Here is a 12,406-nt window from a genome sequence, read left to right on the forward strand (position 1 = left end):
ATTAAAACTACGGCGTTAAACGGGTGCGGTCAAACCACACTTTGCACAACGGCGCATTATCCACACAGAATACCTCGCTATTGGTAACGACATGCTGTGGACAACTAAGGTGTGAGTCAGTGTACAAAGGCTTCACAACGCCAGTAAATCAGCGAAAATAGCTGTTCTCAACAGTGGATAAGCCTGTGAGTAAATAGCATCAATGGATGGGGTAAGAATGTCGGAAACACCCGACCCGACTAATGAACTGTGGCACATGGTTCTCGCGCAGCTCAATGGAGATGAGCGCATCACTCCGCAACTACAAGGTTTCGTGAGCCTGGTTGAACCGAAAGGTGTCATGGCCGGCACCCTCTATCTCGAGGTTCCCAATGAACTCACTCGAGGCATGCTCGAACAGCGACTTCGACAACCACTCCTCGACGCTGTCGCTGCGCTCAGTAGCGAGCACGGCATCAACAACTTCGCCACTGTCGTCAACCCCGATATACGACAAGACTCCCTTACTCAAGAAATTCCGCGTACTGAACAGCCGTACATCGAGCCAACACCACCAACGTCGATCGAACAGTCAGTACCTCGGCGCAGTGATTCCCGACTCAACCCCAAGTACAGTTTCGACAACTTCGTTATCGGCGGTTCAAACAGATTTGCTCACGCTGCAGCCGTAGCTGTAGCCGAGGCACCGGCCAAGGCATACAATCCACTCTTCATCTATGGCGGTTCGGGTCTCGGTAAAACTCACCTTCTTCACGCCATCGGACACTACGCCGAGAGCCTGTATCCAGGAATTCGAGTTCGCTACGTGAGCTCCGAAGAATTTACCAACGACTTCATCAACTCGATTGCCAATAACCGTGCTTCGGTCTTCCAATCTCGCTATCGAGAGATCGACATTCTGCTGATCGACGACATCCAATTCTTGCAGGGTAAGGATTCAACTCAAGAAGCGTTCTTCCACACCTTCAACACTCTCCACGATCACAACAAACAAGTGGTCATCACGAGCGACCTTCCCCCAAAACATCTCACCGGATTTGAAGACCGGATGCGTTCACGCTTCGAGTGGGGCCTGATAACCGACGTCCAGGCGCCTGATCTTGAAACACGTATCGCAATTTTGCGCAAGAAGGCTCAAAGCGAGAAAATGCAAGTCGGCAACGACATTCTCGAGTTCATGGCATCGAAAGTGTCGTCGAACATTCGTGAACTCGAAGGAACCCTCATTCGAGTCACCGCGTTCGCCAGTCTCAATCGCACTGAAGTCGACATGGCTCTGGTTCAGACGGTGTTGAAAGATCTGATCACGTTGGATGAAGACAACGTGATCGCGCCGGTCGACATCATTAATCACACTGCTGACTACTTCAAGCTGACAGTCGATGACCTCTACGGTTCTTCCCGCTCACAAGCAGTAGCAACGGCACGTCAGATTGCGATGTATCTCTGTCGCGAGATGACCAACCTCTCACTTCCCAAGATCGGCCAGCTCTTTGGTAATCGCGACCACACAACTGTCATGTACGCGAACAAAAAGATCACCGAGCTCATGAAAGAGCGTCGCTCGATCTATAACCAGGTCACTGAGCTCACGAGTCGTATCAAGCAGAACCACCGATTCGGTAAAAGTTAGCTATCCCTCCTTGGGGATAACTTGGGGATAACTCCTCCAACTCGCCGGAAAGATTGTTGATCATCGCACTCGTTCTGTGGAATTGCAGATTCTTGTCAGGTGAGTTTTCGCGACCAAGTGAACAATTCACCCCGTGTCGTCAACAAGTCACATGGATGTAGTTTCCCGTAGTTACAAGAAATCCCACTAGTTATTCACACAATCCACAACGGTTAAGAGTGTGACCTTTAATGAATGAAATTTGAATCCCTAATAACCTGTGGTTCGCAAGCGGATGGGCTGTGCCAGTATTAACGGCCAGAGCTTGATCCGGTTAGGGGTGGTTCATGAAGTTTCAGGTTAATCGTGATGTCTTCAGCGAGGCGGTTTCGTTTGCAGTCAAACTGCTGCCACAACGCACAACGCTGCCCATCCTCAGTGGCGTATTGATCGAGGCGACTGACGAAGGTCTCACCCTGTCGTCGTTTGACTACGAAGTTTCCGCCCGAACACAGATCACGGCAGAAGTTGATGAGCCTGGTCGAGTGTTAGTTTCGGGCAGACTTCTTGCCGAGATTGCGAGCCGACTTCCTAATGCCCCCGTGCGTTTCAGCACTGAAGACAACAAAATCACCGTCGCTTGTGGGACCGGTCACTTCACGTTGTCGAGCATGCCAGTGGAAGAGTATCCGACGCTTCCTCAAATCTCTGATCGTATGGGAACCCTCAAAGCTGATCTTTTTTCCGCTGCAATTGCTCAAGTTGCGGTCGCCGCTTCGAGAGACGACGTCACTCCCGTCATCACCGGAGTGCAGCTTGAAGTTTCCCAAAACAATATTTCACTTGTTGCGACCGACCGTTACCGGGTCGCTGTGCGTGACATCGAATGGGATGCCGGAGCCTCCGGTGTTGAATCTGCCACAGCACTTGTCCCCGCCAAGACTCTTGTTGAGGTGGGAAAGACTTTTGGAAACAGTGGCGAAATCTCAGTCGCTATTACCAGTTCGGATGAGCGCGAGCTGATTGCGTTCCAGGCCGACAAGAAAACTGTGACTTCCTTGCTCATCAAGGGGAACTTCCCGCCCGTGCGACGACTATTTCCCGACACTGTGGATAACTTTGCCGTGATGAACACTGCGGAGCTTATCGAAGCGGTGCGACGGGTCTCGCTTGTGCTTGAGCGCGAAGCTGCTCTTCGCTTCACTTTCACGACCGAAGGCGTGACCCTTGAGGCCATCGGGTCGGAGCAGGCCCAAGCATCCGAAACAATCGACGCGTTTTTGACCGGCGACGACACCGTAGTTTCACTCAAGCCGCAGTTCCTGATTGATGGGCTCAGTTCGGTTCACTCCGAGTTCGTGCGCATCTCATTTACGAAGACCGATAACCCTAACAAGCCTGGTCCGGTGCTTATCACGAGCCAGTCGTCCAAAGATCAACCAGGCAGTGACAATTACAAGTATTTGCTGCAGCCCAATCTGCTGTTGAGGTAACTTATGGCTGACATCACCCATGTAGGACTCATTGGTCTCGGTAAAATGGGCGGAAACATGCGCGAGCGCATGAGAGCCAAGGGATTGACGGTCACCGGTTACGACCCGAATCCAGCAATTAGCGATGTCGCACAACTCTCTGATCTTGTAGATGCTCTTCCCACGCCTCGCATCGTCTGGGTAATGGTTCCCTCCGGTGCAGTAACTGATTCTGTAATTACAGAGGTGGGAGCGTTGTTAGAACCTGGCGACCTTGTCATCGATGGCGGAAACACTCGGTTCACCGATGATGAAATTCATCGTCAACAACTCGCCGTCCGCAACATTGGCTTTGTCGATGTCGGCGTATCTGGTGGTATCTGGGGACTCGAAAACGGTTATGGCCTTATGGCCGGCGGAGAAGCATCCGATATTCACAGGGCACTGCCAATCTTCGATGCACTTCGCCCGGAAGGACCACGCGACGAAGGCTTCGTTCATGCTGGCCCGGTCGGTGCTGGTCATTACGTGAAGATGGTGCACAACGGCATTGAATATGCCCTTATGCAAGCGTGGGCCGAGGGGTTTGAACTTCTCGATAGTCGCAAGGACCTCGTAAAAGACGTTCCTGGGTCGTTTAAGGCGTGGCAGCGCGGAACGGTTGTACGTTCGTGGTTGCTTGAGTTGCTCGTTAAGGCTCTTGAAGAAGATCCAGATTTTGCCGACATCGCCGGTTATGTCGAAGATTCAGGGGAGGGCCGCTGGACTGTGCACGAAGCCTTGAACCAGGCGGTCGCTGTTCCGACAATTAGCGCTGCTATCTTCGCTCGTTTTGTTTCGCGCCAAGAAGATTCGCCCTCAATGAAGGCGGTCGCTGCTCTCCGTAACCAGTTCGGCGGGCATAGCGTCCGCAAGAGTTAAGCCCCCATAGCGATGCTTGTTACTCATGTTGAGCTCAAAGATTTTCGAAATTACGAGTCGCTCTCGCTAGAAATCGGTTCTGGCCCGACCCTGATCGTTGGCTCCAATGGGCAGGGCAAGACAAATCTCGTGGAGGCGCTGGGCTTTCTCAGCACACTTGGCTCGCACCGTGTTTCGGTCGACCATGCCATGGTTCGTCAAAACACCGATGCCGCAATCATTCGTGTGCGACTTGAACATAATGAACGAAAGTTTTTGGCCGAGGTTCAAATCAACCGCGCGGGAGCAAACCGGGCACAGATTAATAGATCTGCAATTCGTACTCGAGAGCTTCCGCGGTACTTCTCCAGCGTGTTATTCGCTCCCGAGGATCTCGCGTTAGTTCGTGGAGAACCATCGGGTCGACGCAGATTTATTGATGATCTTCTTGTGCTTCGCTCACCGCGATTCAGTGGAGTAATTTCTGACTATGAACGTGTCGTGAAACAGCGCAACATGCTGTTGAAATCTGCGCGTGCGTCTGGTGTGCGTGACGCTCAACTCAGCACCCTCGATGTGTGGGATGAGCGGCTCGTGGCATTTGGTGCGGAGATTATCAGTGCCCGCAGTGCGCTCGTTGCGGATCTCAGCCCCGAAGTGTCCAGTGCATATGAGCGGATTGTTGGTGCGGATCATGGTGCGTCGTTGGCAAATTCTCTCAGCATCATTTCGCGCCATGATGATTCCGATAATCCGGTTGCCACGAACGCGATCGGCGAAGTAATTTCTGTCACAGACGCGACCACGGCGTTCACTGCTGCACTCGAGTCCGTGCGCAAGACGGAACGGGATCGCGCGATTACTCTCGTCGGCCCGCACCGCGACGATCTCATTTTTGGACTCAACGGTTTGCCTGCACGCGGCTATGCCAGTCATGGTGAATCATGGTCGTTCGCGCTGGCGCTCAAGCTGGCATCGGCGGAGATCCTTCGGCGTGAATCTTCGGCGGGCGACCCGGTGTTGATTTTGGATGATGTGTTCGCTGAGTTGGATGGGTCCCGTCGACAACGACTTGCCGAGTCGATCGCAGGCTTCGAACAGGTTTTGATCACCGCTGCAGTGTTCGGTGATGTTCCTGAGAAGCTCGCGGCGAACGTAGTGCAGATTCGCGACGGTGGGGTGGTCACCGATGAATGATCGCGATCCTGCTGTCGATGAGCACGTTGCCGTCTATCTGAGATTCCGTGAAGTTTTTGGTGATCCAACGAAGCGGTCGTACATGGCCCGAAAGCGTGATCGTAAGCAACCGGGAACGAGCGTTCCTTTTGCTCCCGGTCGCGATCCTCACGGACTGGGTGATGTGATGGATAGTCTGACCAACAGCATGGGGTGGAATTCTCCTCTTGCCCGTTCCGAGTTGTTGTTGGGCTGGCCACAAATTGTGGGAGCTGAGACGGCGGAGCATTCTGAGCCGGTCGGAATCGAGGAGGGTGTGCTCACTGTTCGGTGCGACTCGACGGCCTGGGCGACACAACTGAGACTGATGCGTTCGCGCATTTCGACCACGATCGAACAGCAATACCCAGAAGCAGGTGTTGACTCGGTGCGCTTTGAGGGCCCGAACGCCCCTTCATGGAAAAGAGGCCCCAGATCAATTCCAGGCCGGGGCCCGCGCGATACTTACGGGTAACAAGGCAAATTAGGTCACGCCACCGAAGAAACTCCCGGAGAACGCAATATGACCTTCGGCGACGCTAGGAATTTGGTAGAATACCGGGAGCCGTCAGACGCACCTCCTTCTGGAGCACCAGCTCTGAATGGCGAGTGTGAACTAGCGGCAGGAGCCTAACTTCAGATGACATCGACGCCCGAAAACGACGTGCCCGAGAATTCGATAATTTCAACCGGTCATGTTGCCGCTGATAGCTATGGTGCCGATCAAATCCAGATCCTTGAAGGTCTCGAAGCGGTTCGCAAGCGCCCCGGAATGTACATCGGTTCCACGGGTCCCCGCGGTTTGCACCACCTGGTTTATGAAGTTGTTGACAACTCCGTTGATGAGGCTTTGGCCGGCTATTGCGACACCATCAATGTGTGGATTCGCAAAGATGGTTCGATTCGCGTGCGCGACAACGGTCGAGGCATTCCTGTTGATCTCAACCAGCAGGAGCAGAAGTCCACTGTTGAGGTCGTGATGACCATGCTGCACGCTGGCGGAAAATTCGGTGGCGGCGGTTATGCCGTATCCGGTGGATTGCACGGTGTGGGTATTTCGGTAGTGAACGCACTGTCGGCGGAGATCGACACCGAGGTTCGCCGTCAGGGTTACGTCTGGCGGATGAGTTTCGCCAACGGTATTCCCACGAGTCCTCTTGCCCAGGGTGAAAGCACGGACGAGACCGGAACGCAGCAAACTTTCTGGCCAAGCAAAGAGACTTTTGAGACCGTCGAGTTTGATTTCGAAACTCTGCGCGCGCGCTTCCAGCAGATGGCGTTCCTGAACAAGGGATTGCGTATCACCATCACTGACGAGCGTGGTGAAGAAGAAGTTATCGAAAGCTACATGTATGAGCGTGGCCTTGTCGATTACGTCGAGTATCTAAACAAGACTAAAAAGAATGAGCTCATCCATCCTGACGTCATAGCGTTCGAGTCGGAAGATAAAGAGAAGCGCATTTCGCTCGAAGTTGCGATGCAATGGACCGCGGGCTACACCGAGAGCGTCCACACGTACGCGAATACGATCAATACGCATGAGGGGGGAACCCACGAAGAGGGTTTCCGTGCCGCACTCACCACTCTGGTTAACCGGTACGCCCGTGAGAAGAACATCATCAAGGAGAAGGATGAGAACCTCTCCGGCGATGACGTGCGTGAGGGGCTGACCGCGGTCATCTCTATCAAGCTTGGTGAACCTCAGTTCGAGGGCCAGACTAAGACCAAGCTCGGTAACACGGAGGCGAAAGCTTTCGTTCAGCGCGTTGCTGGCCAGCAGCTTGGTGACTGGTTCGATCGCAACCCCACGCAGGCACGCGATGTTATTCGCAAGGCGATTCAGGCATCCCAAGCACGACTCGCGGCTCGCAAGGCGCGTGAGCAAACTCGTCGTAAAGGACTCCTTGAGTCGAGCGGAATGCCAGGAAAGCTCCGCGACTGCTCGAGCAAAGACCCGTCACTTTCGGAGATCTTCATGGTTGAGGGTGACTCGGCGGGCGGTTCGGCCGTTCAAGGTCGCAACCCCGAATTCCAGGCAATCCTCCCGCTGCGAGGCAAGATCCTTAACGTCGAGAAGGCACGACTCGATCGCGCGCTCGGTAATGCCGAAGTTCAAGCCATGATCACCGCCTTCGGTGCGGGAGTCGGCGAAGACTTCGACCCAGAAAAAGCTCGCTACCACAAGATCGTTTTGATGGCCGATGCGGATGTCGACGGCCAGCACATTACGACGCTGCTGTTGACCCTGTTGTTCCGCTACATGCGCCCGCTCATCGACTTGGGTTACGTCTACCTTGCTCAGCCGCCGCTATACCGCCTCAAGTGGAGCAACGCCCAACACGAATACGTGTACAGCGATGCTGAGCGCGATGCTCTCACAGAGATGGGCCTCTCGGCAGGCAAGCGCATGCCGAAGGACAACGGCATCCAGCGTTACAAAGGTCTTGGCGAGATGGACTACAAGGAACTGTGGGAAACCACGATGGACCCAGCCACCCGCACGCTTCTTCAGGTCACTTTGGATGACGCGGCCGCCGCCGACGAAATCTTCTCGACCCTTATGGGCGAAGACGTTGAGTCTCGCCGTAACTTCATCCAGCGCAACGCCAAAGACGTCCGCTTCTTAGACATCTAGCTCGAGCAGAGCTCTCGGCGCCCGCATTCGCGACTGACACAGACTGGAACTGAAACTCAATGGCTGACGAAGAAACTCCGAAGAAGACCTTCGAAGACGCACCGATCGATACGCGTCACGACAAGATCAATCAGGTTGATCTCCAACTGGAGATGCAGCGCTCCTACCTCGACTATGCGATGAGCGTCATCGTGGGCCGTGCGCTTCCTGAGGTGCGCGATGGTTTGAAGCCTGTACACCGCCGCGTGATTTATGCGATGTATGACGGCGGCTACCGCCCAGATAAGGGTTTCTCTAAGTGCACCCGTGTCATTGGTGACGTCATGGGCCAGTTCCACCCGCACGGCGACTCGTCTGTGTATGACGCTCTTGTGCGGTTGGTTCAGCCGTGGAGTCTTCGTTACCCGCTGGCTCTTGGCCAGGGAAACTTTGGCTCTCCCGGTAACGATGGCGCTGCCGCCCACCGTTACACCGAAACCAAAATGGCTCCGTTGGCCATGGAGATGGTTCGGGACATTGAAGAAGACACGGTCGACTTCCAAGACAACTATGACGGTCGCACGCAAGAGCCGACCGTTCTCCCCAGCCGTTTCCCGAACCTGCTCGTCAATGGTTCCGTGGGGATCGCAGTCGGTATGGCCACCAACATCCCGCCGCACAACCTCCGTGAGGTCGGCGAGGGCGCACTCTGGCACCTGGCACACCCCGACGCCTCGAAAGAGGAACTCATTGAGGCACTAATTCAGCGCATTAAGGGCCCCGACTTCCCGACCGGCGCACAGATTCTTGGCCTCAAAGGAATTCAGGATGCGTACCGCACGGGCCGAGGCTCGGTCACGATGCGTGCCGTGGTGAACGTCGAAGAACTGCAGGGGCGCACGTGCCTCGTCGTCACCGAGCTGCCCTACCAAGTGAACCCCGACAATCTGGCACTGAAGATTGCTGATCTGGTCAAGGATGGCAAGCTCGCTGGCATCGCCGACATCCGGGATGAGACTTCAGGTCGCACCGGTCAACGCCTAGTTATCGTGCTCAAGCGCGATGCCGTGGCCAAGGTTGTTCTCAACAACCTCTACAAGCACACGCAACTGCAGGAGAACTTCGGCGCGAACATGCTCGCGATCGTTGACGGTATTCCGCGCACACTGTCGATCGACGGGTTCATCACTGCCTGGGCAACTCACCAGATTGAGGTGATTGTTCGCCGCACCACGTTCCGTCTGCGCAAGGCTGAAGAACGTGCCCACATTTTGCGCGGTTACCTCAAGGCGCTAGACGCCCTCGATGAAGTTATCGCCCTTATTCGTCGGTCGGCAACCGTGGAGGATGCCCGTGAGGGACTCATCGCGTTGCTCGAGATCGACGAAATTCAGGCACGCGCCATTCTTGACATGCAGCTGCGTCGACTTGCGGCACTTGAGCGTCAAAAGATCACTGACGAGCACGACCAGATTGAACTCGAGATTGTCGAGTTCACGGCAATCATCGCGAGCGAACAGCGCCAGCGCGACATCGTCAGTGAAGAACTCACCGAGCTGCTCGCCAAGTACGGCGACGACCGCCGCACCGAAATCATGCTGGGTTTCGACGGCGATATGAGCATGGAAGACCTCATCCCTGAAGAGGAGATGGTCGTTACGGTTACTCGCGGCGGTTATGTCAAGCGCACTCGCAGCGATAACTACCGCAGCCAGCACCGCGGCGGCAAAGGTGTCAAGGGTGCTCAGCTTCGAGCTGATGACATTGTCGACCACTTGTTCGTTACGACCACCCACCACTGGTTGTTGTTCTTCACCAACACCGGTCGCGTCTACCGGGCGAAGGCATACGAACTACAAGAGGGCGGTCGTGACGCCAAGGGTCAGCACGTTGCTAACTTCTTGGCGCTGCAGCCGGGCGAAGAGATCGCACAGATTCTCGACATCCGTGACTACCAAACATCGACCTACCTCGTGCTCGCAACTCACAGGGGACTCGTCAAGAAGACGGCTCTTGTGGAGTACGACACCAACCGCAGTGGCGGAATCATCGCTGTAAACCTGCGCGAGGGCGACGAACTCGTTTCGGCAATGCTCGTGGAGAGCACCGACGATGTCCTGTTAGTTTCTCGCAAGGGAATGTCTATTCGCTTCACGGCATCCGATGAAGCACTACGCCCGATGGGTCGATCCACCTCAGGTGTGATGGGGATGAGTTTCCGCGAGGATGACAGCCTCCTCAGTGCGAGCGTCGTACCCGACAGCGGTTACGTTTTCGTGGTCACTGAGGGTGGCTTCGCGAAGCGCACATCTGCGGACCAGTACCGGGTTCAGGGTCGAGGCGGTTTGGGTATCAAGGTTGCCAAACTAGACGGTGCACGGGGCGATTTGGCGGGTGCTTTGATGGTGGGCGACGAAGACGAAGTTCTTGTGGTTCTTGCCAGCGGCAAGGTGGTACGCTCTTCTGTCGCTGAGGTTCCGGCCAAGGGCCGTGACACTATGGGCGTTGTATTCGCTCGATTCGCCGCTGACGACAAGATTATTGCAATCGCACGAAACAGCGAACGAAATCTAGACAACAAAGAACGTGAAGCTCAGGACGAAAGCGTTCCGAGTGAAAATGCCCCCGAGGGGAAGGACGAGTCGGTAGATGAGTAGTGTCGCGGAGAAGCTGCAGCGCAAGTCGCAGCGACAGACATCGGTAAAACAGGTTCGACTCAAGCTGGTCTACATCGACTTCTGGTCGGCTGTTAAGTTCTCGTTCCTGGTGGCAGCATCGCTGGGAATCGTTCTCGTGGTCGCATCAATGTTGGTGTGGATCGTGCTGAACTCCACAGGAATCTTCGGCGATCTCGACCGCATTTTCCGTGACATTCTGAGCGACGAAAACTTCAGTGTCGCCAGCAGTTTCTCGCTTACACAGGTAGCGGGATTCGCATTCGTGGTGGCCATTCTGAACACCTTGATTGGTACGGCACTGGGTGCGATTGCGAGTATGCTTTATAACTTCAGCGTTCGACTAACTGGCGGAATCCTCGTGGGTTTCACTAACAACTAGTCGATTACGTCAAACGGACAAGATACGGTACTCTCGTATCTGCCCAACGGGGGTATAGCTCAGGCGGTTAGAGCGCTTCGCTGATAACGAAGAGGTCCGTGGTTCAAGTCCACGTACCCCCACTGGAATATTCGAAAGAGATTCCGTAATTGGGGCCTTAGCTCAATTGGTAGAGCGCCTGCTTTGCAAGCAGGAGGTCAGGGGTTCGATTCCCCTAGGCTCCACAGCAGTGGTGAATGGATGCATAGTTCACAAAAAGAGCCCGGCCATCGGTCGGGCTCTTTTGCAGAAGTGGCCCGACGTTTCGCTATCCGGTGTGACGCCCGGAGCGTGACGCCGTCGGATGGATCCGTGTGCCGATCACAGCGATGCCGCCAGCAAGGGCCAGAATCAGAGCCACAAGCAGCGACCCAACAACGTCGCTGCCGGTTGCGGGCAGCGTGTCCGCCCCGGCCGCGGATACCGCCGCTACTGCGAGCGTGTAAGTAGCGGTCACATCTGGGGTGGTCCCGTTGCCAGCGGTCACGCTGAACGCGAATGACCCGATTGTCGTAGGTGTGCCGGAGATCACTCCGCTTGCCGTGTCGAGTACGAGACCCGGGGGAAGCGAACCGGTTGTCAGCGCAAATGTGGGAGAGGGCGTGCCGGTTGCAGTAACCGCGTGCGTGTAGGGAGTGCCGACTGTCGCGGAAGCGGGAGCGCCTGAAGTGATTTCGGGGCTTGTGGAGATTGTGCCGAAGGTAGTGCTGCAGCCAGTTGGCACGGTGACCTGGTTTGTGTCGAGAGTCACTGCGCCGGTATTCGCCAGAAGTCGGCCCTCAATTGTCGCGCCGGTGACGGCAGTAATGGATTGATTCGCCATGACGGTGCCGACCATGAGGGAGTTGTCTGCAAGTGTGGCTGAGCTGCCGATTTGCCAGAAGACGTTGCACGCACTGGCTCCCCCGGTGAGGGTGATGGTGCTGGCAGAGCTCGTGATCAAGGTGCTCTCCGCTTGAAACACCCAGACGGATGATGCGCTGCCGGCCAAGGTGAGGTTTCCGGAAAGAGAGAGTTCACCGCCAGCGTAGACGCCCGGGGTCAGTGACAGACCGCTGAGTTCGGCGAGACCGGATGTGGTCGGCGTCAAACTAGCCGCCACGTTGTAGGCGGACGTCAGGTCGCTCTGTGCTTGGGCAGCGACCGCATCGGTCGCGTGTTCGGTGCCCGTGAATGTGCCGTCGGGTAGACCAGTGAAGCCGGTAATTGACGTGCCGGGACTGACGCCAATATCGCCGTTGATTACCGACGGACCAGTGTTGGTCAGGGCGCTTGCACCAAGAACACCGAACGAGGCCGATGCACCGAGATCGATTGGACCATCGATTGTTGTTCTGGCTAGTGCGGGTGTCGCAGATACAAGGGCCACACCGAGTGCTGCGACTAGAGCTGTTGTTGCAAACACACTGCGCCTGAAACAGAAGTGATTTTTATTCACGGGATCCTCCAACGAACGTGAAGGGTAAGCAGGCCTAAAGAAAAATGTTACTGTGCGTG

General features: G+C 55.4%; 9 protein-coding genes and 2 tRNA genes. 10 read left to right on the forward strand and 1 reads right to left on the reverse strand.

What is annotated here, in order from left to right; translation table 11 throughout:
• Positions 1-217 precede the first annotated feature (217 nt).
• From dnaA to AADH44_RS00050, 10 genes are all read left to right on the forward strand, one after another.
• On the forward strand, positions 218-1,633 hold the full coding sequence (gene dnaA / locus AADH44_RS00005) for a chromosomal replication initiator protein DnaA (RefSeq protein ID WP_341953303.1): 1,416 nt from the start codon (positions 218-220) through the stop codon (positions 1,631-1,633).
• Between the two features lie 326 nt (positions 1,634-1,959).
• Positions 1,960-3,105: a DNA polymerase III subunit beta gene (dnaN, locus tag AADH44_RS00010; RefSeq protein WP_341953305.1), complete on the forward strand. Its 1,146-nt coding sequence runs from the start codon at positions 1,960-1,962 to the stop codon at positions 3,103-3,105.
• 3 nt (positions 3,106-3,108) lie between these two features.
• Positions 3,109-4,005: a phosphogluconate dehydrogenase (NAD(+)-dependent, decarboxylating) gene (gene gnd / locus AADH44_RS00015; RefSeq protein ID WP_341953307.1), complete on the forward strand. Its 897-nt coding sequence runs from the start codon at positions 3,109-3,111 to the stop codon at positions 4,003-4,005.
• Positions 4,006-4,017: 12 nt separating this feature from the next.
• Positions 4,018-5,181, forward strand: a complete 1,164-nt coding sequence (gene recF / locus AADH44_RS00020; RefSeq protein WP_341953308.1) for a DNA replication/repair protein RecF — start codon at positions 4,018-4,020, stop codon at positions 5,179-5,181.
• Positions 5,174-5,674, forward strand: coding sequence for a DciA family protein (locus AADH44_RS00025; protein ID WP_341953310.1), 501 nt, complete (start codon positions 5,174-5,176; stop codon positions 5,672-5,674). Before recF ends, AADH44_RS00025 begins: the two co-directional genes overlap by 8 nt.
• Positions 5,675-5,839: 165 nt before the next feature.
• On the forward strand, positions 5,840-7,834 hold the full coding sequence (gene gyrB / locus AADH44_RS00030; protein WP_341953312.1) for a DNA topoisomerase (ATP-hydrolyzing) subunit B: 1,995 nt from the start codon (positions 5,840-5,842) through the stop codon (positions 7,832-7,834).
• A 59-nt stretch (positions 7,835-7,893) separates the two neighbouring features.
• Positions 7,894-10,470, forward strand: coding sequence for a DNA gyrase subunit A (gene gyrA / locus AADH44_RS00035; protein WP_341953314.1), 2,577 nt, complete (start codon positions 7,894-7,896; stop codon positions 10,468-10,470).
• The gene (locus AADH44_RS00040; protein ID WP_341953316.1) at positions 10,463-10,870 is read left to right on the forward strand and encodes a DUF3566 domain-containing protein; all 408 of its coding nucleotides are present in this window, start codon (positions 10,463-10,465) and stop codon (positions 10,868-10,870) included. Before gyrA ends, AADH44_RS00040 begins: the two co-directional genes overlap by 8 nt.
• A gap of 48 nt (positions 10,871-10,918) precedes the next feature.
• Positions 10,919-10,992, forward strand: a tRNA-Ile gene (locus AADH44_RS00045).
• A gap of 29 nt (positions 10,993-11,021) precedes the next feature.
• A tRNA-Ala gene (locus tag AADH44_RS00050) sits at positions 11,022-11,094 on the forward strand.
• 83 nt (positions 11,095-11,177) lie between these two features.
• Here AADH44_RS00050 and AADH44_RS00055 read toward each other — a convergent pair.
• Complete coding sequence (locus AADH44_RS00055) at positions 11,178-12,347, reverse strand: ice-binding family protein (RefSeq protein ID WP_341953318.1); 1,170 nt, start codon at positions 12,345-12,347, stop codon at positions 11,178-11,180.
• Between the last annotated feature and the right edge of the window lie 59 nt (positions 12,348-12,406).

Source organism: Salinibacterium sp. TMP30 (assembly GCF_038397785.1).
Taxonomy (GTDB): Bacteria; Actinomycetota; Actinomycetes; order Actinomycetales; family Microbacteriaceae; genus Rhodoglobus.

Coding starts and splice junctions, on each gene's coding strand:
- dnaA (WP_341953303.1), top strand. CDS start 218: ATGTCGGAAACACCCGACCCGACTAATGAACTGTGGCACATGGTTCTC.
- dnaN (WP_341953305.1), top strand. CDS start 1,960: ATGAAGTTTCAGGTTAATCGTGATGTCTTCAGCGAGGCGGTTTCGTTT.
- gnd (WP_341953307.1), top strand. CDS start 3,109: ATGGCTGACATCACCCATGTAGGACTCATTGGTCTCGGTAAAATGGGC.
- recF (WP_341953308.1), top strand. CDS start 4,018: ATGCTTGTTACTCATGTTGAGCTCAAAGATTTTCGAAATTACGAGTCG.
- AADH44_RS00025 (WP_341953310.1), top strand. CDS start 5,174: ATGAATGATCGCGATCCTGCTGTCGATGAGCACGTTGCCGTCTATCTG.
- gyrB (WP_341953312.1), top strand. CDS start 5,840: ATGACATCGACGCCCGAAAACGACGTGCCCGAGAATTCGATAATTTCA.
- gyrA (WP_341953314.1), top strand. CDS start 7,894: ATGGCTGACGAAGAAACTCCGAAGAAGACCTTCGAAGACGCACCGATC.
- AADH44_RS00040 (WP_341953316.1), top strand. CDS start 10,463: ATGAGTAGTGTCGCGGAGAAGCTGCAGCGCAAGTCGCAGCGACAGACA.